We start from the raw sequence: 22,288 nt of genomic DNA, 5'->3' as shown, positions 1-22,288 counted from the left end.
GGCCCCACCGGATTCCGGCGGCAGTGAAAGGCAGGACAGCAGATGAACAAGGCCCTCAGCGTCCGCTTCGCGGCGGGCGGCGCGGTCGCCGCGCTGGCACTGACCCTCGCCGGCTGCGGCGGCGGCGACTCCGGCAAGGACAACCCGTACGGGCTGGAGGAGGCGGGTACCGTCCTCGCGGCCGTCTCCACCGACCAGCCCCCGTTCGCGACCGCCGACAAGGGCGGCAAGCCGCAGGGCTTCATCGTCGACCTCACCGACGAGGTCGCCAAGCGGCTGAAGCTGAAGGTGGAGTACAAGGCCAGCGCGGTCCCTGCGGCGCTGCAGGGCCTGTCGTCCGGCCAGTACGACCTGGCTGCGAGCGGGCTCGGCGTCACCGCGGAGCGGCAGAAGCAGGTGTCGTTCACCAAGGGCGTGTACTGGAGCACCACGACCGTCCTGACCCGCAAGAACTCCACCGCGACCAAGCTGGCGGACTTCTCCGGCAAGCGGGTCGGCGACATCACCGGCGCCGTCCAGCAGGAGTTCGTCAAGTCGAAGATGCCTGGCGCCAAGCAGGTCCAGTTCCAGAACCAGAACACCGCGGTCACGCAGCTGCTGTCGGGCAACCTGGACGCGTTCGTCGTCGGCGGCCCGGACGCCGACGCGTACCTGAAGAAGTACGGCAACCTCAAGCCCGCGGTGTCGGCGCCCGTCGACCACGCGACCGCGATGGCCGTGCAGAAGAAGAACACCAAGTTCCAGCAGGCCGTCGACGGCCGGCTCGGCGCGATGGTGCAGGACGGCACCTTCCTGAAGATCTACAAGAAGTGGTTCGTCGAGGCGCCGCGTCCGGAGCTGGTGAAGATCTGGCCCGCGCTCGGCGCGCAAGTCGGCCAGGGCGGCGAGGGCACCCAGGGCGGTTCCTCTTCATGACGGTGATGGAATCGGGGGCCGTCGCCGAGGAGGCGGAGGAGATAACGCTGCCGGACGGCGCGTCGGTGTGGCGGCGCGTGGTGCGCACCGTCATGCGCGACGGCGCCGTCCTGGTGGCGGACCTGTACAGCCCCGGCCGCGAGCTGGAGCCGCGCCCCGTGCTGCTGGAGCGCACCCCGTACGGGCGGCGGGCCCGGCGCGAGTCCGACGGCCTGGACCGGCACGGCGAGCCGGTGTTCCCGGACCGGTCCGCGGCGATCTTCGTCGGGCGCGGGTACAACGTCGTCCGGCAGGACTGCCGGGGGAGGGGCGACTCCGACGGCCGGTTCGTGAAGTACCTCGGCGAGGCCGAGGACGGCTACGACACCGTCGAGTGGATCGGCGCGCAGCCCTGGTGCGACGGCCGCGTCGCCACCACCGGGGTCTCGTACTCGGCGCACGTGCAGACGGCGCTCGCCGCGCTGTCGCCGAGCCGCCTCGCCGCGATGTTCGTCGACTCCGGCGGGTTCGCCAGCGCGTACGAGGCGGGCATCCGGATGGGCGGCGCGTTCGAGCTGAAGCAGGCGACGTGGGCGTACCGGCACGCGCTGAACAGCCCCGCCGCGCACCGCGACCCCGTCGTCCGGGCGTCGCTGCAGTCGCAGGACCTGCCCGCCTGGTTCCGCGCGATGCCGTGGCGGCGCGGCGCGTCCCCGCTGCGCGCCGTCCCCGAGTACGAGGCGTACCTGCTCGAGCAGTGGGAGCACGGCGCGTTCGGCGAGTTCTGGCAGCGGCTCGGGCTGTTCGGGCGCGGCTCCTACGACCGGTTCCCGGACGTGCCGAGCCTGCACATGGTCAGCTGGTACGACCCGTACGTCCTGACCGCGGTGGAGAACTTCCGCGCGCTCACCGAGACCAAGTCCAGCCCGGCGTACCTGGTCGTCGGGCCGTGGACGCACGGGGCGCGCAGCGTCCGATACTCCGGTGACGTGGACTTCGGTCCGCGCGCCGTCCTGGACGGCAACCTCGCGCCCGACTACTGGGAGTTCCGGGCCCGCTGGTTCGCCCGCCACCTCGGCGGCGACGCTCCGTCCGGTGATGGCGCGGCGGAGGCGGAGGCGGCGGAGGACTTCCCGCGCGTCCAGTACTTCCTCATGGGCGGCGGCACCGGCCGGCGCACCGCGGAGGGGCGGCTGGACCACGGCGGCGAGTGGCGCACCGCCGCGACCTGGCCGCCGCAGGAGGCGACCGCCGTCCGGCTGTACCTGCGGCAGGACGGCTCCCTCAGCGAGGACGTCCCGCGGGACGGCGCCGACGACCGGCTCGAATACGACTTCGACCCGGCGAACCCGGTGCCGACCATCGGCGGGCAGATCACCTCGGGCGAGCCCGTCATGCACGGCGGCGCGTTCGACCAGTGCCCGACCGACGACACCTTCGGCACCGAACCGCCGTACCTGCCGATCGCGGCCCGGCCGGACGTGCTGGTCTTCCAGACCGAGCCGCTGGAGCGGGACGTCGCGATCGCCGGCCCGGTCACCGTGCGGCTGTCGGTGGCGTCGAGCGCGCCGGACACCGACTTCACCGTCCGGCTCATCGACGTGCACCCGCCGAACGAGGACTATCCGAACGGCTACGCGATGAACCTCACCGACGGGATCCTGCGCTGCCGGTACCGGAACTCGTTCGCCAGCCCCGAGCCGATGCGGCCCGGCACCGTCTACGAGATCACCGTGACGGCGCCCGACACCGCGAACCGGTTCGCCGAGGGGCACCGCATCCGGCTGGACGTGTCGTCGAGCAACTTCCCGCGCTTCGACGTCAACCCGAACACCGGCGGTTCGGAGGCGGCGGCGCGGCGACGCGTGGTGGCCGTCAACGAGGTGCACCTGTCACCGGAGCACCCGTCGTGGCTGTCGGTGCACGTGCTGGACGCCGCGTCCGGCGACGGGTCCGGCGACGGGTCCGGTGACGGCGTGGGCGGCGGGGCGGGCGACGGGTCCGGGCGCGGCCCGGGCCGCGGTTAGGATTCGGCCATGGTCGTCACGCTCGACGTGGACGGGGCGCAGGCGTCGCACTTCGCGGTGGGGACGTCCCCGTTGGCGGAGCTGATGGCCTGCCTGCACACCCTCGCCGAACCCGAGCACCATCCCGAGTCGCGGGCGTGGCTCGCCCGCACCCGGGAGGCGCTGCCGGAGTCCCTCGTCCAGGAGCTGAACCGGTTCGCGCCGCTGTGGGCCCGCTACCGCTGCCGGCTGTTCCTGCCGATGCGCAAGCCCCTCGACCGCGAGCTGTCCGCCGAGCTGGACGGCCTCGCCCGCCTCGACGCGGACGAGTTCACCCGGCTCGCGGCGTTCGCGATCCGGGGGCTCACCTTCGCGGGCGCGGACGGGCTGCGGGACGCGGCGGCGCGGCAGGCGTTCGTCAAGGCCAGCGAGCGCCGCTCGTTCACCCGCGGCGAGCTGGCCCGCGCCCTGGTCGAGGACCCGGACGGGTTCCGGGCCCGGCTCATCGACACCCTCGAACGGTGCGCCGCCGCGTTCTTCGACGCCGAATGGCGCCGCATCGGCCCGCGGCTGAAGGACACCGCCGCGCCCGTCCGCGAGCAGCTCCGCAAGGAGTCCGCGCTGACCGTGCTGACCTCGGTCAGCCCGACCGCCACCGGCACCGAGCAGCCCGCGCGGGTGCACTACGACAAGCTCCAGTCGGCCACGGGGAAGGTCGCCGAGCGCGGCTGCTTCCTCGTCCCGACCCTGCACGGCTGGCCGCACCTCATCCTCAAGACCGGGGACGACGGGCTGCCGCTCGTCGTGCACTTCATCGCCGGGGACTGGGAGCAGCGCCCGTCCGCCCGCCAGTCGCTGATCCGCGACCGGCTCGCGGCGATCTCCGAGCCGGGCCGGTTCGAGATGTGCCGGCACCTGCTCGGCGAGCCGATCACCACCTCCGAGCTGGCGCAGCGGACGGGCATCTCCGAGCCGCAGGTGTCCCGGCACCTGCGGCGGCTGCGCGAGGTCGGGCTGATCACGTCCCGCCGCGAGGGCCGGATGATCTACCACCGGCTGCACGCGCCGCTGCTGCTGTCGCTCGGCTCCGACGTGCTCACCACCGTCATGCGCTGACGTCCCGGTCCCGGGTCAGCGCGGGATGACGGTCAGCGCGGGATGACGGTCAGCGCGGTCAGCGCGACCGTCCCGACCAGCAGCGTCGACAGGGCGCCGAGGACGAGCCCGCGCCGTCCCGTCCTCACCAGCTCCTTGACGCGCACCGCCGACCCCAGCCCGAACATCGCCGCGGCGAGCAGCACCGTCGAGACGTCCTTGGCGCCCGTCAGCACCGGGCCCGGGACCACGCCGGCGCTGCGCAGCGCCAGCATCACCAGGAACCCGACGACGAACAGCGGCACGATCGGCGGCCGCTTCCCCTCCGCGTGGACGCCGCCGCGCCGCTCCACCACGCCCATGCCCGCGACCATCGGCGCGAGCAGCACCACCCGCGTCAGCTTCACGATCACCGCCGTGCCGACCGCCGCGGCGCCCGCCGGGGACGCGGCCGCGACGACCTGCGCCACCTCGTGCACGCTCAGCCCCGCCCACATGCCGAGGGTCTCGTGGTCCAGGCCGAACACGTGCGCGCCGAGGAACGGGACCACCGCGATCGCCGCGCTGCCGTAGATCGTCACGAGCGTGACGCCGGTCGCGACGTCCTCCTTCCTGCTGCGCGCCACGCTGTCCATCGCCACGATCGCCGACGCGCCGCAGATCGAGAACCCGGTCGCCACCATCAGCGCCAGCCCCTTCGACACCCCGACCAGCCGGCCGAGCGCCAGCGTCCCCGCGAACCCCGACAGCACCGTGACCAGCACCACCGCCAGCATGCCCGGCCCGAGCCGCAGCACCTCGCCCACGCTGAGCTGCAGGCCCAGCAGCACCACGCCCACCCGCAGGAACTTGCGGGTCGCCCACTGCAGCCCGTACGCCGCCGCGTCCGGCAGCGCCCCGCCCACCAGCACGCCCAGCAGCACCGCCACCGTCAGCGCGCTCAGCGCCGGCACCCACCCGTTGATCACCATCGCCGCCGCCGCGCCGGCCGCCGCCACCGCGACCCCCGGCGCCGTCCGTCCCAGCCACGACCGCACCGCCTCCGGGCGGACCGCCTCCAAAGTGCTCATGACCTCGACCCTCCGGCACCCGAGGACGCGCCGGAAGCCGCCGATTCCGCCTCACGTCATAACCTGAGGGCATGGCACAACCCCCGGACCTGGAATCGCTTCAGCTGCTCGTCCACGTCGCCGACCAGGGCAGCCTCACCGCCGCCGCCGCGGAGCTCGGCATCAGCCAGCCGTCGGCGAGCAAGCGGCTGTCCCGGCTGGAGCGCCGGCTCGGGCTGCGCCTGCTCGACCGCACCCGCCGCGGCTCCGCCCTCACCGCCGACGGGGTCCTCGTCACCGGCTGGGCCCGCCGCGTCCTGGACGACCTCACCGCGCTCAGCGACGGCGCCGCCGCGCTGCACCGGGCCCGCACCGCGCAGCTGTCCGTCGCCGCCAGCCTCACCGTCGCCGAGTACCTGCTGCCCGCCTGGATCGGCGAGCTCCGCCGCGCCGACCCCGACCTGCACATCGGCCTCCAGGTCACCAACTCCGCGCGGGTCTGCGAGCTGGCCCGGCACGGCGAGGTCGACCTCGGGTTCATCGAGTCGCCCGGCCGCCCGTCCGGGCTGCGCTCCCGGGCCGTCGCGGGGGACCGGCTCGTCCTCGTCGCGCCGCCCGGGCACCGCTGGACGCGGCGCCGCCGGCCCGTCGAACCGTCCGAGGTCGCCGATACCCCGCTGATCAGCCGGGAGGCCGGGTCCGGGACGCGGCAGGCCGCCGCGCAGGCACTCGCCGCGCACGGCCTGGAGCCCGTCCCGCCGCTGCTGGAGCTCGGGTCGAGCACCGCCGTGCGCAACGCCGTCGTCGCCGGCGCCGGGCCCGCCCTGATCAGCGAGCTGGTGGTGACCGCCGACCTCGCCGCCGGCACGCTCGCCGAGATCGAGATCGCCGGGATGACGGTGGAACGGTCCCTGCGCGCCGTCTGGCGCACCGGCAGCGACCCCACCGGCCCCGCCGCCGCCCTCCTCGCCCAGGCCCGCCGCCCCACCGGAAAGGCGTAGCCTGCCGGACGTGGTCGACTACGACGTGTTCCTCGCCGACTGTCCCGCCCGCACCACCCTCGCGCTGATCTCCGACACCTGGTCCGTCGTCGTGATCACCGCCCTCGGCCGCGGCCCCGCCCGGTACGGCGAGCTCCGCGCGAAGATCGGCGGGATCAGCAACAAGATGCTCACCCAGACGCTCCGCCGCCTCGCCGGCAACGGCCTCGTCGAGCGCCGCGAACTGCGCACCGCCCCGCCGGGCACCGAGTACCGCCTCACCGAGCTCGGACGCAGCCTCCTCGTCCCCGTCTGCGCACTGGCCCGCTGGGCGGAGGAGAACACCGACGAGCTCCTCGCCGCCCGCCCCGCCTAGGAACCGGCCGGTTCCCCACGGACTCCTACATTTCCTTCGCAGAACCCGACAGGACCATGGAGGCCCTCATGAAGATCGGTGTGCTCGGAGCGGGCATGATGACCGAGTCCCTCGCCGCCGGCTGGATCCGCGCCGGACACGACGTGCTGATCGGCGCCCGCACCCCCGAGAAGGCCGAGGCGCTCGCCAAGCGCATCGGCGCCCGCTCCGGAACCCTCCGCGAGGCCGCCGAGTTCGGCGACGCCGTCCTCGTCGCCGTCCGCCGCGAGGGCCTCGAGGAGACCCTCGCGGCCGCCGGCGGAGCCCTCGCCGGCAAGCCCGTGATCGACTGCGGCAACGCCGTCGACGTCACCGACTTCTCCCAGGTCACCTACCAGGACGGCACGTCCATGGCCGAAGAGATCGCCCGCCTCGCCCCCGGTGCCCACGTCGTCAAGGCGTTCAACCAGGCCCACGCGTCCGTCTGGGCGATGACCCCGCCCGCCTTCGACGGCCGGCCCCTCGCCGTCCCGTTCGCCGGCGACGAGGAGGCCAAGCCCGCCGCCCGCACCCTCATCGCCGACCTCGGCGCCGAACCTCTCGACGCCGGCGACCTCCGCCAGGCCCGCAACCTGGAGGCGATGGCGATCGTCGTCATCCGGCTGCTGTTCTCCGGCTACGACCCGCACTCCGTCTTCGCCTTCACCAGCCCCGGCCGCACCACCGAAGCCTTCACCTCGCGCTGAGCCGCGGTCCCGCTCAGCCGAGGATGAGCGGGACCTTCGCGGCCAGATCGCCCAGCGCGTCCTTCTCCGCACCGGACGCCGCGCGGCGTCCCGTGCCGACCAGCAGCGCGTCCGCGTCGGAGAACGAAGCGGGGAACGGCGCTCCGGCGATGCCCTCCAGCAACGCCCGCGCCGCCGCGAGCGCCTCCGGGGGCGGGTCGCCGACCGTCGGCAGATGCGCGACGAGGTCGAGGTGGTGCAGCGTCCATTCGAGGACGTACGCCGAAAGGAAATCCGCGACCGTCAGCACCTTGTCCTGCGTGCTCACCCGCGCGCCCCGGTCGGCGAGCGCCGCCGCCCGGCACGCCGCGGACCCGACGTCGTCAAGATGGAACTTGAGCCACCGCGGCTCCCCGTACGCGGCGGCGAGCCGCGGGATCAGCGCGTCCAGCGGATCATCGCCGGTCGGCGGCTCGTCCGCGACGTTCCAGTAGGTCACCGCGTCCGCGGTCGGCTCCGTGTCAGCGGGCGTGACCAGGGTGATCAGAACGTCCTGCGCGTCGATGACCAGATGGCACGCGAGGTCCCGGACGAGCCATCCGGCGCAGCCCGACGGCCGCTCGAAGTCGTCGTCCGGAAGTTCGGCGACTGCTGCGAGTAGCTCTGTCCACGACCGTTCAAAGAGATCCACCCGCCGAACGCTAACGCGCCCACCGATCCTGTCCAAGCGCGCCTGGTTGGGGCCAGGCGGTGGTGGCGGTGGTGGCGGCGGCCACGTGCGTTCTTTGGGCGGGTTAAGGGATTGAAGGCGCGGACTCCGACGAGGGTGGAGTTTAGGAAAAGTGCGCGCGCGTCATGTGCGGAAGCGAGGTAGGGGACTGTTCTTCAAGACTCCAAGAGGTGTTCGTCTCATAGAGCAAGAGGGGGTTCAGGTAATAGGGCGAGAGGGTGTTCGGGTCTTGGGGCGAGAGGGTGTTCGTGCGATGGCGTTGACGGCGAGATGGTGTTCGGGTGGTGGGGTGGCGCTGGCGTACGGGGCCGCCCCTCCAAAGTCAAGGGCGCCTTCGGCGTCGCTGCGCGATGGACTTCGTCCACCCTTGACTTTGGAGCCTCTGCGGCCCCTGAGGCAGCGTTAGGGGCAGGCTCCGCCTGCCCCGCCCCAGGTCGCGCCACCCCACCACCCCCCTCCGTAAGGAACAAAGGGAGCCGCCAACCAAGGGACGAATGCGGCAAATCCCTCAGTCGAGTCAGTCCGAAAATCCAACCCACGAAATGGCGGCTCACCGGTTCAATTGCCGGTCACGCATGGTATTCTTTACGTATGCAATCAGTGACGGTCGAATTGGAGGCCGCGTCCACCATGGAACTGGTGAACGCGCTCTCAACCATCGCCACTGAACTCGCCACCCGACAAGCCCCCGAATCAGCCGCCGCGTCCCTGGAATTGGCCGAGACACTCGCAGCCGCCACCGATCTGCAGGAAAGCGCCCTCGCGACTCTCATAGGCCGGGTGGACGCCGCCGGAGAACAGCAGCGGTGGGGATACCCCTCCACCCGCGCATGGCTCCGCTCCAAGCTCGGCATGCGAGAAAGCCGCGCCAAAGAGCGCCTGACCCTCGCGCGCCAACGGCACCGGATCCCGCAGGTGACCAAGCGCCTCGCGGCCGGAGAACTCTCTTATGGGTACGCCACCACCGTCGCCGAGTCGGTCGCACGCCTGGATGACACCGACTGCGCGCAGGCCGAGGCCACACTGCTGGACATGGCCGATCAGGGCTTCTCGGCCGGGAAGGTCGCCACGTTCGGGCAGCGGATCCGCGACGTCATCGCCGAACGCGACGGCACCGAGGACGCCCCCGACGCAGACACCAAGCACGGCTACGACAAGTCGTGGATCACCACCACCCGCTCGCTGGACGGCGGCCGCTACATCAAGGGGTGGCTGAACCCCGAGGACGCCGCGATCTGGGACGGCACCCTCGCGCCCCTGGCCAAGCCGGCCGGGCCCGACGACCGCCGGGACGTGAGCGAACGCACCGCCGCCGCAATGTCCAGCGTCCTGTCCGGCGGACACAAGGCCACCAAGGTCACCGTCATCTGCGACCTGGAGACCCTCACCGGCGGGAACGCCCCGGCCCGCCTCACCGACGGCACCCCGATCCCCGCCGGCCAAGCCCGCCGGATCGCGCTGGCCGCCGGAGTGTCACCCCTCCTGCTGGGACGAGGCAACACCCCGCTCTACCTGGGCTACCGGGAACGGTTCGCCTCCGCCGCCCAACGCCAAGTCCTGGAGACGCTGTACCCCACCTGCGCCGTGCGGGAATGCGAAACCCCCGGGACGCTGTGCGAAGTGGACCACGTCGGCGGATGGGCACTCGGCAAGTCGCCCACCGACATCGACCAACTCGCCCTCACCTGCGGATGGCACAACCGGTTCAAACACACCAGCCCCGACCAGATCCACATCACCAAAGACCCAGACGGGCGATACGTCTACCGATTGCTACCGCCACCCGACGCCCGCCAACGAAGCGGCCACGGGCCACCCGGAGACAGCGACCCACCCGACACCACCTTCAACTGGGCCGCATAGAGCTAGCCACACCCTTCGCACCGCCGCCCGGCAGCAACACCGCCGGGCGGCCAGCATGCCCGCACACCGCCAGGCCCGGTGGTGCGCCTTCACCCCCGCATCCGGCACTGGTGCGGTGACCTGCGTGGCTCCGCTTACTCGGCGCAGTCGGTTTCGTATTCGCCATCTCGCTCCGGAACATCAGACCTGCGCCACCCGCGCGGCGGCACCAACCCCAGGCGGGGCGGTTCGTTGGGCGGCTGAGAGGGGTCGCCCCCGGTATTGATCGGTCTCATAGGCACTGCGCCGATTTCGAGGCAGTGCCGGGGCATCTGGGGAGACCGCCGACTGGTGGTGGGATGGCTGTCAGTCAGGCCACCCAGGTCACCGGCCCCCGCCGAGGAGTCCGTACTACGCCACCGGCCCGGCAGTTTGCGGGCCGGTGGCGGTGCTGGGGGCGGGTAGCGTCGTCGGCATGATCAACTCTTGGTTGGTGCGGGCTTTTGTGAATGCCGATGGGGAGCATGGCAATCCGGCGCTGGTGGTGGTGGAGCCGGAGGGGAGTTCGGTGACCGCCGCGCAGCGGCAGGAGCTGGCGACGCGGCTGGGCGTCCCCGCCACCGTGTTCGTCCAGGATGCCGCAGCGGGGCGGATCAGCATTCACAGCAACTACGGGCAGTCGATCCGCTTCGGCGGTCATCCCCTGCTGGCCACCGTGGAGGCATTGCACGGAATGGGGATCGCGCCGAAGGAGCTGGTTCCGGAGGCCGGGCCGGTGCCGTGCCGCCGGGACGCCGATGGCACCGTGTGGCTCACGGCGCCGGCGCGGTGGTCGAAGCCATGGCGGCATTTCCAGATGGGCAGCGCTGCCGAGATCGACGCGCTGACCGGTCTCCCCGAAGGCGAGGACTTCACGCAGGTGTGGGCCTGGGAGGACCAGCGGGCCGGACGCGTGCGGGCGCGGTTGTGGGCGCCTCGTATCGGCAAAGGCGAGGACGAGGCGTGCGGCAGCGCCTCGATGCTGCTGACCCTGAAACTCGAACGCGCTCTTGAGGTTCTGCACGGACGCCACCGCGCTGTCATCCGCACGCGGCCCGTGGACGATGTCCACGTGGAACTGGGTGGACGGTGTGCGGTCGAACGACCCGGAGACGATGTCCGCGCCGCGCTCGATGAGCTTTACGCCGGTCGATGATGTAGAGCCCCCGGTCATTCCTTACGGAAGGGGGTGGTGGGGTGGCGCGACCCGGGGCGGGGCAGGCGGAGCCTGCCCCTAACGCTGCCTCAGGGGCCGCAGAGGCTCCAAAGTCAAGGGTGGACGAAGTCCATCGCGCAGCGACGCCGAAGGCGCCCTTGACTTTGGAGGGGCGGCCCCGTACGCCAGCGCCACCCCACCACCCGAACACCATCTCGCCGTTAACGCGATGGCATGGGCCCCCGGGCGACGTGGCTAGTGCTTGAGTTCGTCGAGGATTGTGCGGAAGGCGTCGCGGGTGAGGAGGAGTTTGGGGCCGTCAGGGTTCTTGGAGTCCCGGACGCCGACGGCCTCGGGAAAGCGGGCCACCTCCACGCACGCACCACCCTGGTCGTCGCTTCGCCGGGCCTTCCGCCAAGCAATCACGTCCACTTGATGACCGCCTTCCGTAGGAACTCGCGGGAGTCGGCGGCGCTCAGGGCGTTGGCCTGCAACGCCGAGAACGCGCTGACAACGTGCAAGATATCCTCACGGTCAGTCGATGTGACACCTGCCCTTGTGGTCGTCATGTGGAGTAGTTCGCCGCCGTCCGGTTGCGTCGCCAGATTGAATGGGCCGTTCATTCCCCGGTAGAAGCCGAAGGGGGCGATCTGGAGGGTCACGTTGGGGCAGGTCGAGACGGTGAGGAGGTGCTCGCACTGTTCTCGCATGGTCTCCGGGCCGCCGACCGGTGTCCAGAGGACGTTCTCGGCGAGGACGATGCAGAGCATCGGCGGGTTCTCGCGCTGTAGGACGGACTGGCGCCGGAGCCTGCCCTCGATGGCGGCGTCCTCCAGCAGGAGCGCGCGGATGTACGCCTCGGTCTGGAAGAGCCCGTAGACGAACATCGTCTCGTAGGCCCGCAGCAGCGACGCGGTCCCTTCGGCGAGCGGGTAGTCGGCGAACCAGGTCGGGTACCGGCTGGTCTTGAGCAGGTCGTCCCAGGCGTCCACCATGGCGGTTCCGCTGTCGAGGGCGGTGTCGAGCTCCGCCGCGAACTCCCGCCGGCAGCGGGTGGTGCCGGTCTCGATCTGGCCGATGTAGCTGCGGGTGACGGGTATCCGGTTCGCGAGGTCCAGCCGGGAGAGTCCCGCGTCCTCGCGGCGGCCGGTCAGTTCGATACCGAATGCGATGGTCTGCGGGGTCGGTTTGCGCGACGCCATGGGGACCGCCTTTCGGGGGAACCGGCTGCAAGTCGATGAAAGCGAATGCAACCGATGACGGTGCGTTGCCGTGCTTCGCTCCCGAGATTACTTCATGTGGTCGATCGTGTGCGCAAGGTCACGAGATTCGACGGAGGTGATCGGGCGTGGCGGAGGCGTCCACATTGGTGATCGAAGCGGAGCTCCAGGAGGTCAAGCGGGCGCGTGATTTCGTCGCGCTCGCGTTCGGGGCGTGGGGCCTGGAGGACCATGTCGCGCGCACGGTGGTCAGCGAGCTGGCGGCGAACGCGATCGAGCACGGGTCGTCGCGGGGGGACCCGGTGGTCGTGCGGGCCTACCAGCGGGAGGACGGGAGCCCGGTGGTCGAGGTGTGGGATCGGTCGGACACGCTTCCGGTCGTCGGGCCGGTCGATCTGCGCGCCGAGGGAGGACGCGGCCTGAGGTTGATGGAGGCGCTCGTGCGGGCCTGGGGCGTCCGGCATCTGAGCGAGGGAGGCAAGGTCGTTTGGGCGGCGATCGAACCCGTTTCCCTGTGAGGGACGGCGTTCTCCTGCTGTTCCTCGGGCGCCTTTTCCCGGAATGGCGGTTCGCGCGGGACGTGCACGGGGTGTGGCGCGCGGAGGGGCGCGTGCTCATTTCGGCGTCGTCGGCCGATGCCCTGCTCGATGCGCTGGCGAGATGGGAGCCCGACGCGGGCGAAAGGACCCGGCGGATGTTCGATCCGCCCGCGCCGGGGGTCTGATTCCTAGCGGTTCCTAGAGGAGCCGGGAGGCGAGGAGGGCGGCGCCGTGGACGGCGGCGCGGTCGCCGAGGCGCGTCACGGCCAGCGGGGGAGCGGGACGGAACAGCAGCCGCTCGGCGAGCCGCGCCTCCAGCGGTTCGAGCAGCAGCGGCCCGGCCTGCGCGAGCCCGCCGCCGAGGACGAACAGCCCCGGGTCGAGGAGCAGCGTGGTGGCGGCGAGGCTGTCGGCCAGGCAGTCCAGTGCCTCCGACCACACCCTCGCCGCGGTCTCGTCGGTGCCGGCCCGGGCGATCACGTCCTCCGCGCGGACGGTCACCGTCCCGTTCGGGGTGCTGTGACCGGCGGGAACGGCGGCGAGGGCGGTGTAGCGGCGGGCGATGGACGCCGCGGAGGCGTAGGTCTCCAGGCAGCCCTGGTTGCCGCAGGCGCAGTCCTCGCCGCCGGGCCGGACGACGATGTGCCCTACCTCGCCGCTCCACCCGGAGACCCCCGGGTACGTGCCGCCGCCGAGGACGAGCGCGGCGGCGATGCCGGTGCCGATGGCCACGAAGACGAAGTCGCCCGCGTCGCGTCCGGCGCCGAGGACGGCTTCGGCGAGGCCGCCGGTGCGGACGTCGTGGCCGACCGCGACGGGGATGCCGAGGCGCTCCTCGGCGAGGTGCAGCATCGGCACGTCCCGCCAGTTGAGGTTGGCGGCGTGCACGGCGGTGCCGGACGCCTCGTCCACGATGCCGGGGATGGCGATCCCGGCGGCGCGGGCGGGGCGTCCGAGGGCTTTGGCGCGGGCGGCCATGTGGGCGGCGAAGTCGAGGATGCCGCCGACCGGGTCGGTGCGGTCGGTGGGCCACGACTCGGAGGCGAGCACGTCCTCGCCGCCCGCCCCGGGCTCGGCCGGGGCGGGGACGAGGGCGGCCTTCATGGACGTGCCGCCGACGTCCAGGGCGATGACGGTCACTTGACCGAGCCCGCGGTGAGTCCGCCGATCAGGTACCGCTCGATGAAGACGAAGAGGATCACGACGGGCACGATAGCGATCAGCGACGTGGCGAACAGGTACTGCCAGTGCTCCTGGTACTGGGTGATGAACGAGGGGATCGCGACGGTCAGCGGCTGCCGGTTCGGCGACGACGTGACGGTCAGCGCGACGATGAACTCGTTCCAGGCGGATATGAACGTGTAGACGACGGCAGTGACGACCCCCGGGACGGAGATCGGCAGCGTCACCCGGAACAGCGCGCCGACGCGTCCGGCACCGTCCAGGAACGCGGCCTCCTCCAGTTCCTTGGGGATGCTGGAGAAGTAGCCGTGCAGGATCCACACGCAGAACGGCAGGTTGAACGCGGCGTTGACCAGGATCAGCGCCAGCAGGGTGTCGGTCAGGTTGAGCGCGACCATCTCCCGGAAGATGCCGACGACCAGCGAGGTGGGCGCGAACATCTGGGTGACGAGGATCAGCAGCAGGAACGCGCCGCGGCCGCGGAACCGGTTGCGCGCGCTGTAGTACGCGGCGGGCATCGCGCAGACCAGCGTCACCACGGTCGCGACGCCGGCGACGACGAGCGACACCCGCATGTTCGTCCAGATCGGCGCGTGCTTCCAGACGTCCACGTAGTTGTTCCACTGCCAGTGGTCGGGCAGGTAGGCGCCGGGCGACTTGTTCAGTTCCCGCTCGGGTTTGAGCGAGGTGAGGAACATCTGCAGGTACGGGGCCAGGAACACGAGCGCGACGAGCCAGCCGACGGCCGTGAGCAGGACGACGCGGAGGGGACGGCGTTTCATCGGACCTCCTCCCTCCAGCGCGCTGCGCGCAGGTAGACGAGCACCATCACCAGGACCAGCAGGAAGTTGACGACGGCCATCGCGCCGGACTCGCCGATGTGCTGGTCGTTGAAGGCGAGCTTGTACATGTAGGTGGTGGTGGTGTCGGTGGCGTGCGCGGGGCCGCCCCCGGTCATCGCCCAGATGATGGGGAAGCTGTTGAAGACGTTGATCACGTTGATGATGGAGGCGATCAGCACGGCCGGCCGCAGCAGCGGCAGCGTGATCCCGAAGTAGGTGCGCAGCGGGCCGGCGCCGTCCACCCGCGCCGCCTCGTAGACGTCGGCGGGGATGGTCTGCAGCCCGGCGAGGATGACGAACGAGGTGAACGGCAGCGAGACGAACACCGCGACGGCCATCATCCACACCATCGCCTGGTGCGGGTGGGCGAGCCAGTTCACCGGCTTGTCGATGACGTGCAGGTCGAGCAGCACGCGGTTGATCAGGCCGGAGTAGTTGTCGAGCATCCACCGCCAGATCAGCGCGGTCATCAGCACCGACGCAGCCCACGGGACGATGATCGCCCAGCGGACGGCGCGGCGGCCGGGGAAGCGGGCGTTCAGCAGCTGGCCGAGCGCGAGCGACAGCACCATCGTCACGATGACGATCCCGACGACCCACACCAGCGTGCGCAGCAGCACCGGGACGAGGTCGCTCTCGGCGAACAGGTCGGTGAAGTCGCCGGTGCCGTGGAAGCCCAGCGACGTGCCGGACGAGGTGAACTTCAGCAGCGAGGTGCGGACCATCTCGATGACGGGCCACAGCACCACCACCGCGATGAGCACGATGGACGGCCCGAGCCACAGCAGCGGGACGAGCGCGCGCCCGATGCGACCGAGCAGGGAAGGGCGGGGCGCCGGAGGGTGTCCGGCGCCCCGCTTCACGGCGACGTGCTGCACTCAGCCGGCCTTCTGGGCGGTCTGCTGGATGTCGTCGAGCACCTTCTTCGGGTCCTTGTCGGCGACCGAGGTGCCGAGGCTCTGCTTGACGGCGCCGGCGACGGCCGACCACGCGGGGTTGCTGGTCGGGGCGAACTTGCTCGTCGGCAGCGCGTCCACGAACTGCTTCATGTACGGGTCGGAGCTGAGCGCGTCACCGGCGGACTTCGTCGTCGGCAGGAAGCCCTCCTTGCTGAGGAACCTCGAGACGTTCTCCTTCTGGTAGAAGAAGTCGAGGAACTTCCGGACGGCCTCCTTGTTCTTGCCGCCGTTCTTCTTGAACGCGTCGAGGACGTCCATGACGCCGAGCGTGTTGGGCTGCGAGCTCGCGTTCTTCACCGGCAGCGAGGTGACCCCGAAGTTCAGGTTCGGGTTCGCCGGGGTGATGAATCCGGCCTTGGTGAACGGGCCGCCGATCGCCATTCCGACCTTGCCCTGGGCGAACTGGTTGAACACCGTCTTGCGGTCGGTGCTCTCCGGGTTCGGCTGGGTCAGCCCGGACTTGTTGAGGTCCTTGAGGAAGTTGAGGGTGTCGACGTTGGCGGGCTGGTTGATCGCCCATTTGCCGGACGCGTCGACCCAGCCGCCGTTGTCGTTCATGGCCCAGGAGAAGAACTCCGCCTGCGCCTCCTCGGGACCGAGCGGGAGGCCGTAGCCGATGGCGCCGGCCTTCTTGACCTTCTGCGCGTCGGTCTTGATGTCGGCCCAGGTCTTGGGCGGGTCGGCGATCCCGGCCTTCTTGAACAGGTCCTTGTTGTAGAACATCAGCCGGGCGCTGGAGATGAACGGCAGCGTGTACTGCTCGCCGTTGTACTTGGCCTGCTCCACGAACGTGGGGGTGAAGTCGCTGAGCGTGCCGGGCGACACGACCTCGGAGGCCTTGTACAGCAGGCCGTCGCGGGCGAAGTCGGAGAACGAGTTGTAGTTGAGGATGTCGGGGACCTGCTTGGTCTGGACGTAGGTCTTCACCTTGGCGTCCATCTGGGTCCAGTCGACCATCTCCAGGTTCACCTTGTACCCGGAGTTCTTGGCCTCGAAGTCCTTGATCAGGGCGTCCCAGAACGGCTTGGTGTTGTCGTCGTAGATCGCCGCGACGAATTTGATCGTCTTGCCGTCGGAATCGTCTCCGCCGGACGAGCTTCCCTTGCCGCATCCGCTGACGCCGAGTGCCACGGTGAGGCCCGCGGCGATGGCGCCGGTGAGGTGCCGTTTCATCTGTCCCCGCCTTCGTCGGCTCGCACTTGCGGACGCTCCCGCGCGTCCGTGCGTTTCTTTCGGCCCGCATGTTCACGCCAACCGGAACCGGTCACGCGGCGTGCCGTCGCATGACCCTTCGGCGTGCTCCTCCCACGGGCGGCGTCGGCCGCCCGGCCCTCCTCCCTTTCGCGCATGAAAAATTGTGCGCGGTGCGAATGCTCACTGAGCACAAACGCGCGTGGTGGCCATGAAGATAAACACTGGTCCGTACCAGTTCAAGGGGTGCATTACGCAAGAGGCTTAACTGTTACCGGAGGCGGCCGTGGTCCGGTGTGCACGCTGGGGTGGTCTGGTCGGGTCGTTTCGGCGCCCGGGCGCGGGCGGCCCGGCCCTCACTCTGCGCGGAAAGCCTGTGACCTGCTGTGACGGCGACCCGGTGGTGCCGTGCGGGGAGTGCCATGCGCTGGCCTGCGGTCTGTTTTGCCCCTCTTTACGGGGGTAGCCCGCCGCCTGACTCCGAGTGGACGGCGAGGTGACGAGGACATGAACTTCCGGACCGGGCTCGCCGCCGGCGCCGCGGGCGCGGGCGGCGTCCTGGCCGCGGCCGCCGCCGGCCGGGCCGGGCGCCGGCTCACCGGCCGGCTCGCCGCCCGCTACGAGGCGAGGCTGGAACGCTCCGTCCGGCGGCTGGCGGCGCGGGCCGAGCAGGGCGGGCCGCTCACCAGGGCCGCGCTCGCCGGAGCGCGGGCGCTCGCCGACGGCAAGTCGCCGGCGCGGGCGCTGCTGAGCTTCGGCTGGACGGCGCTGAAGGAGACGCTCAAGCGGATCTTCGGCGGCGGCCGGCGCGGCGGCCCGGTGAACATCGTCGAGCAGACCGACATCGGCGCGCCCTGCCGGCTGGTCTACGACCAGTGGACCCGCTTCGAGGACTTCCCGTCCTTCATGAAGAAGGTGGTGAGCGTCGACCAGGCGTCCGACGAGAAGCTGAACTGGAAGGCGCGGATCCTCTGGTCGAACCGGACCTGGCGGTCGACGATCGTCGAGCAGGTCCCCGACCGGCACATCGTGTGGCGCTCCGCGGCGGCGAAGGGCCGGGTGGACGGGACGGTCAGCTTCCACGAGCTGACGCCCGACCTGACCCGCGTCCTGCTCGTCCTGGAGTACCGCCCCGGCGGCCTGTTCGAGCGGACCGGCAACCTGTGGCGCGCGCAGGGCCGCCGCGTCCGGCTGGAGCTCAAGCACTTCCGCCGCCACGTCATGACCCGCGCGCTGACCGACCCCGGCGGGGTCGAGGGCTGGCGCGGCGAGATCCATGACGGCGAGGTCGTCCGGACGACGTGAGCGACCCGCGATGAGACAGAACCCCGAAACCCTATTCGTGCGGAGGAACGCACCATGAAACGCGGAACCAGGGTGGGCCCGGTGCCCATCGGACAGATCGCGAAACGGCTGCCGGTCGGCCGGAAGGGCCCGTCGGGCCTCGGCCGGATCGCGCGGAACCTGCCGAGCGGCATCCCCGGCGGCAAGGCGCTCGGCACGACCGGCGGCGTCCTGCTCGGCGCCGGCGCCGCCGTTGCGGCGGGCCGCGCGCTCGGCCGCCGCAACGGTGAGGCCGACGAGCCCGAGCAGAACGAGACCAAGGGCAACGGCGGCACGAGCGGCGGGACCGCCAAGGACACCGGCAAGAGCGCGGCGAAGAGCGCCAAGGACACCGCCAAGAACGCCGGGGGCACCGCGAAGGACACCGCGGAGAAGGCCGCCGGAAAGCCCGCCGAGAAGGCCAAGGGCCTGTTCGGGCGGCTCAAGGACACCGTCGGCGGCGCCCTGAAGAAGGGCGGCGGCAAGGGCGGCGGCGGCAAGAAGGTGAAGGTCACCAACATCATCGAGCACACCGACATCGGTGCGCCGCGCCGCCTCGTCTACGACCAGTTCACGCAGTTCCAGGAATTCCCGTCCTTCATGAAGAAGGTCATCAGCGTCGACCAGGCGGACGACGAGAAGCTGAACTGGCAGGCGAGGATCTTCTGGTCCAAGCGGACCTGGGAGGCGACGATCGTCGAGCAGGTCCCGGACGAGCACGTCGTCTGGCGCTCGAAGGGCGCGAAGGGCCACGTGGACGGGACGGTCAGCTTCCACGAGCTGGCGCCGAACCTCACCCGCGTCCTGATCGTGCTGGAGTACCACCCGCAGGGCCTGTTCGAGCGGACCGGCAACATCTGGCGGGCGCAGGGCCGCCGCGTCCGGCTGGAGCTCAAGCACTTCCGCCGGCACGTCATGACGCAGTCGCTGACCCGCGCCGACGAGGTCGAGGGCTGGCGCGGCGAGATCCGCGACAGCGAGGTCGTCACGTCCCACGAGGACGCGCTGAAGGAGGAGGAGAAGTCGGGCGACGGCGCGAAGGCCAAGTCCGGCTCCGGCTCCGGCGCGAAGAACGGCCGCAAGAACGGCTCGAAGGACAACGCCAAGGGCGGCGCGAAGGACGCCAAGGAGACGGAGTACGAGGAGGCGTCCCGGTAGCCGCCGCGGGCCCGCGGACGGTCAGCGGATCATCCGGGCCAGCTCGACGCGCGAGCGGATCCCGAGCCGGGTGAAGACGTTGCGGAGGTGGTGGTCGATGGTCCGGGGGCTGAGCAGCAGCCGCGCCGCGATCTCCCGGTTGGTGGCGCCCTCGGCGACCATCCGGGCGATGTGCGCCTGCTGCGCGGTCAGCCCGGTCAGCGCGGGAGGCTCCCCGGGTCCGGAGGCGGTGCGCGGTGCAGCCGCCTCCGGGTTCGGGGCCGGTCCCGCGTCGCCGGCCGCGCGCAGCTCCGCGCGGGCCTGGCCCGTCCACGGGACGGCGCCGTACCGCTCGAAGACCCGCAGCGCCGTGCGCAGGTGCTCGCGGGCGGCGCGGGGGCGGCGGCCGCGCCGCAGCCGGGCGCCGAACAGCAGCTCGGTGCGGGCCAGCTCGAACACCGCGCCCGCCGACTCGTGCAGCCGGAGCGCCTCGGTGTAGTGCGCGGCGGCCTCGTCGTCGCACTCGGCGAGCAGCGCGGCGCAGCGGCGGGCCAGCGCGAGCCGTCCCGGGGTCCGCGTCGCGTCCGCCCAGCGGGTGAAGTCCTCGGCGGCGCGGGCGGCGCGCTGCCGGTGGCCGGTGTGCGCGAGCGCCTCGACCAGGTGCGGCGCGGCGAGCAGCCGGGCGAGCGGGTGAGCCAGGCCCGCCCCGCCGGGCAGCCGCAGCCGCGCGGCGGCGTCGCCGGGACGGTCCGCGGCGAGGTCCAGGCAGGCGGGCGCCCACGCGCCGAACGCGGCGGCGCGGGTGAGCCCGCGCCGGTCGGCGCCCCCGAGGCCGCGCCGGTCCGCGCCTCCGGACAGCGCCTCCAGGTGCCGGCGCGCCGCGTCCCGGTCGCCGTTGAACGAGGCGGCGAGCGCGAGCGCGGCGAGGTGCTCGGCGGCGTGCGCGTGCTGTCCCGTCGCCCGCGCGAGCCGCAGCCCCTCGTGGCAGGCGGCGACCGGCACCGGCGGGTGCCCGAGGAGCGTCTCGCACCGCGCCGCGGCGGCCAGCGCGTACGACTCGGCGGGCGCGTCGCCGCGCAGCCGGGCGGACGCGACGGCCCCGGCGGCGAGCGCGCGCGCCCGCCCGTCGCCGAGCGCGAGGGCCGCGAGCGCCGCCCACGCCTGCGCGGCGGCGTCGCCGGTGACGGCCTCGCCCAGCCGGACGGCCCGTCCGAGCAGCCGGGCCGCCTCGGCGTACCGTCCGCGGAACGTCGCCGCCATCCCGGCGAGGTGCGCCCGCATGAGCTCCGCCCGCGCCCGCTGCGCGTCCGCCGCCGCAGCGGGCGACGCGACGGGCGACGCGGCGCCGCCCGCGTCCGGCGGGGTCCGGCCGGTGGGCAGGGTCGCGGCGCGCTCGGCGATCTCCAGGTAGGCGGTGTGGTCGCCGGCGGCGTCGGCGGCCTCCGCCGCCCACATCAGCGCCGACAGCGCCAGCGCGCCGTCGATCCCGGCGAGCCGCTCCGCCGCGTCCCGCAGCATCGGCACCGCGGTGGCCGGGGACCCGGAGCCCGCCTCGATCTCGCCGCGCAGCAGCTCGGCGAGCCCGGCGCGGGTGCCGTCCTGGTCCAGGGGCCGGACCTGCCGCAGCACGGCCCGCGCACGGCGCGCGCGCCCGCCCGCCCAGGCGTCGGTGGCGGCGGCCAGCAGCCGGTCCGCGCGCGCGCCGCGTTCGGACGTGAGCGCCGCGGCGCGCTGCCACGCCTGCCACGAGTCGCCGTACCGGCCCGCGCGCCGCGAGTTCGACGCCGCCTCCGCCAGCTCGTCGGCGATCCGGTCGTCGGCCTCGCCCGACAGCGCCGCCCGGTGCCAGATCAGCGACGGCCGCTGCCAGTCCTGCACCAGCAGCTGCGCGAGCAGCGCGTGCGCGGCGCGCCGCTCGGCCCGCGACGCCTCCGCCCACAGCGACGACCGGACGAGCCGGTCCCGCACGACCACCGCGTCATCGCCCGCGACGGCGTGGTCGGCGAGCCGCAGCAGGCCCGACTCGCGCGCCGCCTCGATCTCCCGGGCGCCGATCCCGGCCGTCCGCGCGGCCCGCGCCACCGTCGGCGCCCCGAGCCACTCGTCCGCCGCGACCATCAGCACGAGCCGCTGCGCGCCCGGCGGGAGCCGCAGGTGGCGGTGCCGGAACAGGGTGCGCAGGACGCTGCCGGGCGGCAGCGCGCGGGGCGGCGCGGCGCCGCCGGACAGCTGCGCGGCGGTCAGCCCGCCGGCCAGCTCCCGGACGGCGAGCGCGCACCCGCTCGCCAGGTCGACGACCTCCTCCGCGAGCTCGGTGCCGAGCGCGTCGCCGGCCGCGTCCTGGAGGATGCGCAGGCTCGCCTCCTCGTCCAGCGGCGGCAGCCGCAGGTGGGGGATGCCGGTCAGCGGTGCCTGTGCGCGCGCGGCGAAGACGATCGCGAGCGGCTCGTCGCCGACGCGGCGCGCCGCGAACGCGAGCGCCTCCAGCGTGACCCGGTCCAGCCACTGCGCGTCGTCCACCCGGCACAGCACCGGACCCGACCGCGCCGCGAGGCTCAGCAGCTCGCACACCGCCGAATACAGGACGAACGGGACCGGCGCGTCGCCGCCGGACAGCGGGGCCAGCGCCGTCCGGAACGCCGGCGGCAGCTCCCCGGCCAGGCCCGACAGCGGCCGCAGCAGCCGGTGCAGCCCCGCGTACGGGACGTCCGCCTCGGCCGGCACGCCGATCGCCGTGAGCACCCGGAACCCGCCGGCGGCGCCGCGCTCGGCGGCGTCCAGCAGCGCCGTCTTGCCCATGCCGGCGTCGGCGACGACCGTCAGCGCGCCGCCCCGCCCGCCGCGCGCCCGGCCGAGGAGCCCTTCGACGGCCCGCAGTTCCCGCTCGCGTCCGTACAGCCGCCCGGGCGGCGGGTCGGGCGGCCGATCGCGGTCAGACAACACACCCATGGTCAGCAGAGGAGCACGCGCCCGCCGGGCGGTCCAGAGCGCCGCCGGGTTTCGGGGCGGCCGCGCAACGCGGCC

At 72.4% G+C, this 22,288-nt stretch carries 20 protein-coding genes; 11 read left to right on the top strand and 9 right to left on the bottom strand.

Annotated features, from left to right (window positions below):
* The first annotated feature begins 42 nt into the window (after nucleotides 1–42).
* The 3 genes from J4709_RS03350 to J4709_RS03340 are packed head-to-tail and all read left to right on the top strand — an operon-like array spanning nucleotide 43 to nucleotide 4,016.
* The gene (locus J4709_RS03350) at nucleotides 43–915 is read left to right on the top strand and encodes a substrate-binding periplasmic protein (RefSeq protein WP_208236722.1); all 873 of its coding nucleotides are present in this window, start codon (nucleotides 43–45) and stop codon (nucleotides 913–915) included.
* The gene (locus J4709_RS03345) at nucleotides 912–2,921 is read left to right on the top strand and encodes a CocE/NonD family hydrolase (RefSeq protein WP_208236720.1); all 2,010 of its coding nucleotides are present in this window, start codon (nucleotides 912–914) and stop codon (nucleotides 2,919–2,921) included. Before J4709_RS03350 ends, J4709_RS03345 begins: the two co-directional genes overlap by 4 nt.
* Before the next feature lie 9 nt (nucleotides 2,922–2,930).
* Nucleotides 2,931–4,016, top strand: a complete 1,086-nt coding sequence (locus tag J4709_RS03340; RefSeq protein WP_208236718.1) for a DUF5937 family protein — start codon at nucleotides 2,931–2,933, stop codon at nucleotides 4,014–4,016.
* 32 nt (nucleotides 4,017–4,048) lie between these two features.
* Here J4709_RS03340 and J4709_RS03335 read toward each other — a convergent pair whose 3' ends face one another.
* Complete coding sequence (locus J4709_RS03335) at nucleotides 4,049–5,065, bottom strand: YeiH family protein (RefSeq protein WP_208236716.1); 1,017 nt, start codon at nucleotides 5,063–5,065, stop codon at nucleotides 4,049–4,051.
* 71 nt (nucleotides 5,066–5,136) lie between these two features.
* On the opposite strand from J4709_RS03335, the gene J4709_RS03330 reads away from it, so the two are divergent.
* The 3 genes from J4709_RS03330 to J4709_RS03320 all read left to right on the top strand — a co-directional run bounded on the left by J4709_RS03330 (nucleotide 5,137) and on the right by J4709_RS03320 (nucleotide 7,125).
* Entirely contained in the window at nucleotides 5,137–6,045 is a 909-nt protein-coding gene (locus J4709_RS03330; RefSeq protein WP_208236714.1) for a LysR family transcriptional regulator, read from the top strand.
* A gap of 10 nt (nucleotides 6,046–6,055) precedes the next feature.
* The gene (locus tag J4709_RS03325) at nucleotides 6,056–6,400 is read left to right on the top strand and encodes a winged helix-turn-helix transcriptional regulator (protein ID WP_307800902.1); all 345 of its coding nucleotides are present in this window, start codon (nucleotides 6,056–6,058) and stop codon (nucleotides 6,398–6,400) included.
* A 68-nt stretch (nucleotides 6,401–6,468) separates the two neighbouring features.
* A complete protein-coding gene (locus J4709_RS03320; RefSeq protein WP_208236712.1) occupies nucleotides 6,469–7,125 on the top strand; it encodes an NADPH-dependent F420 reductase in 657 nt (218 codons plus the stop codon).
* 13 nt (nucleotides 7,126–7,138) lie between these two features.
* Here J4709_RS03320 and J4709_RS03315 read toward each other — a convergent pair whose 3' ends face one another.
* Nucleotides 7,139–7,795, bottom strand: coding sequence for a maleylpyruvate isomerase N-terminal domain-containing protein (locus J4709_RS03315; protein WP_208236710.1), 657 nt, complete (start codon nucleotides 7,793–7,795; stop codon nucleotides 7,139–7,141).
* Between the two features lie 630 nt (nucleotides 7,796–8,425).
* Between J4709_RS03315 and J4709_RS03310 the strand changes: the two genes are divergently transcribed.
* Both J4709_RS03310 and J4709_RS03305 read left to right on the top strand, forming a co-directional pair.
* On the top strand, nucleotides 8,426–9,697 hold the full coding sequence (locus tag J4709_RS03310; RefSeq protein WP_208236708.1) for an HNH endonuclease signature motif containing protein: 1,272 nt from the start codon (nucleotides 8,426–8,428) through the stop codon (nucleotides 9,695–9,697).
* Between the two features lie 421 nt (nucleotides 9,698–10,118).
* Complete coding sequence (locus tag J4709_RS03305) at nucleotides 10,119–10,871, top strand: PhzF family phenazine biosynthesis protein (RefSeq protein ID WP_208236706.1); 753 nt, start codon at nucleotides 10,119–10,121, stop codon at nucleotides 10,869–10,871.
* A 255-nt stretch (nucleotides 10,872–11,126) separates the two neighbouring features.
* On the opposite strand, the gene J4709_RS03300 is transcribed toward J4709_RS03305, so the two are convergent.
* Together J4709_RS03300 and J4709_RS03295 are read right to left on the bottom strand one after the other, a co-directional pair.
* Nucleotides 11,127–11,303: a DUF397 domain-containing protein gene (locus J4709_RS03300; RefSeq protein WP_208236704.1), complete on the bottom strand. Its 177-nt coding sequence runs from the start codon at nucleotides 11,301–11,303 to the stop codon at nucleotides 11,127–11,129.
* Entirely contained in the window at nucleotides 11,294–12,073 is a 780-nt protein-coding gene (locus tag J4709_RS03295) for a helix-turn-helix domain-containing protein (RefSeq protein ID WP_208236702.1), read from the bottom strand. The genes J4709_RS03300 and J4709_RS03295 overlap by 10 nt, the downstream gene beginning before the upstream one ends.
* Before the next feature lie 146 nt (nucleotides 12,074–12,219).
* Between J4709_RS03295 and J4709_RS03290 the strand changes: the two genes are divergently transcribed.
* Nucleotides 12,220–12,609 carry an ATP-binding protein gene (locus J4709_RS03290; RefSeq protein ID WP_208236700.1) on the top strand — a complete coding sequence of 130 codons (390 nt, stop codon included), beginning with the start codon at nucleotides 12,220–12,222 and terminating at the stop codon, nucleotides 12,607–12,609.
* 219 nt (nucleotides 12,610–12,828) lie between these two features.
* Here J4709_RS03290 and J4709_RS03285 read toward each other — a convergent pair whose 3' ends face one another.
* From J4709_RS03285 to J4709_RS03270, 4 genes are read right to left on the bottom strand one after another with little or no spacing between them, the layout of a single operon-like run.
* Nucleotides 12,829–13,770 (bottom strand): ROK family protein, encoded by a 942-nt coding sequence (locus J4709_RS03285; protein WP_208236698.1) that lies wholly within the window; start codon nucleotides 13,768–13,770, stop codon nucleotides 12,829–12,831.
* Complete coding sequence (locus J4709_RS03280; RefSeq protein ID WP_208236696.1) at nucleotides 13,767–14,594, bottom strand: carbohydrate ABC transporter permease; 828 nt, start codon at nucleotides 14,592–14,594, stop codon at nucleotides 13,767–13,769. The genes J4709_RS03285 and J4709_RS03280 overlap by 4 nt, the downstream gene beginning before the upstream one ends.
* On the bottom strand, nucleotides 14,591–15,532 hold the full coding sequence (locus J4709_RS03275; protein ID WP_208236694.1) for a carbohydrate ABC transporter permease: 942 nt from the start codon (nucleotides 15,530–15,532) through the stop codon (nucleotides 14,591–14,593). The genes J4709_RS03280 and J4709_RS03275 overlap by 4 nt, the downstream gene beginning before the upstream one ends.
* Nucleotides 15,533–16,786 (bottom strand): extracellular solute-binding protein, encoded by a 1,254-nt coding sequence (locus J4709_RS03270; RefSeq protein WP_208236691.1) that lies wholly within the window; start codon nucleotides 16,784–16,786, stop codon nucleotides 15,533–15,535. It lies immediately after the preceding gene.
* 525 nt (nucleotides 16,787–17,311) lie between these two features.
* Here J4709_RS03270 and J4709_RS03265 point away from each other — a divergent pair.
* Nucleotides 17,312–18,109: an SRPBCC family protein gene (locus tag J4709_RS03265; RefSeq protein ID WP_208236688.1), complete on the top strand. Its 798-nt coding sequence runs from the start codon at nucleotides 17,312–17,314 to the stop codon at nucleotides 18,107–18,109.
* Between the two features lie 81 nt (nucleotides 18,110–18,190).
* Complete coding sequence (locus tag J4709_RS03260; RefSeq protein ID WP_307800901.1) at nucleotides 18,191–19,285, top strand: SRPBCC family protein; 1,095 nt, start codon at nucleotides 18,191–18,193, stop codon at nucleotides 19,283–19,285.
* 21 nt (nucleotides 19,286–19,306) lie between these two features.
* Here the strand turns inward: J4709_RS03260 and J4709_RS03255 are convergent, their stop codons facing one another.
* Nucleotides 19,307–22,204 (bottom strand): helix-turn-helix transcriptional regulator, encoded by a 2,898-nt coding sequence (locus J4709_RS03255; RefSeq protein WP_208236684.1) that lies wholly within the window; start codon nucleotides 22,202–22,204, stop codon nucleotides 19,307–19,309.
* Nucleotides 22,205–22,288: the final 84 nt, after the last annotated feature.

This window comes from Actinomadura violacea (genome assembly GCF_017573465.1).
GTDB lineage: Bacteria > Actinomycetota > Actinomycetes > Streptosporangiales > Streptosporangiaceae > Spirillospora > Spirillospora violacea.
The sequence above is the reverse complement of the archived record's forward strand: the minus strand, read 5'-3'. Positions and strand labels throughout refer to the sequence as shown.

Coding starts and splice junctions, on each gene's coding strand:
- J4709_RS03350 (WP_208236722.1), top strand. CDS start 43: ATGAACAAGGCCCTCAGCGTCCGCTTCGCGGCGGGCGGCGCGGTCGCC.
- J4709_RS03310 (WP_208236708.1), top strand. CDS start 8,426: ATGCAATCAGTGACGGTCGAATTGGAGGCCGCGTCCACCATGGAACTG.
- J4709_RS03280 (WP_208236696.1), bottom strand. CDS start 14,594: ATGAAACGCCGTCCCCTCCGCGTCGTCCTGCTCACGGCCGTCGGCTGG.
- J4709_RS03295 (WP_208236702.1), bottom strand. CDS start 12,073: ATGGCGTCGCGCAAACCGACCCCGCAGACCATCGCATTCGGTATCGAA.
- J4709_RS03265 (WP_208236688.1), top strand. CDS start 17,312: ATGAACTTCCGGACCGGGCTCGCCGCCGGCGCCGCGGGCGCGGGCGGC.
- J4709_RS03340 (WP_208236718.1), top strand. CDS start 2,931: ATGGTCGTCACGCTCGACGTGGACGGGGCGCAGGCGTCGCACTTCGCG.
- J4709_RS03320 (WP_208236712.1), top strand. CDS start 6,469: ATGAAGATCGGTGTGCTCGGAGCGGGCATGATGACCGAGTCCCTCGCC.
- J4709_RS03335 (WP_208236716.1), bottom strand. CDS start 5,065: ATGAGCACTTTGGAGGCGGTCCGCCCGGAGGCGGTGCGGTCGTGGCTG.
- J4709_RS03345 (WP_208236720.1), top strand. CDS start 912: ATGACGGTGATGGAATCGGGGGCCGTCGCCGAGGAGGCGGAGGAGATA.
- J4709_RS03270 (WP_208236691.1), bottom strand. CDS start 16,786: ATGAAACGGCACCTCACCGGCGCCATCGCCGCGGGCCTCACCGTGGCA.
- J4709_RS03330 (WP_208236714.1), top strand. CDS start 5,137: ATGGCACAACCCCCGGACCTGGAATCGCTTCAGCTGCTCGTCCACGTC.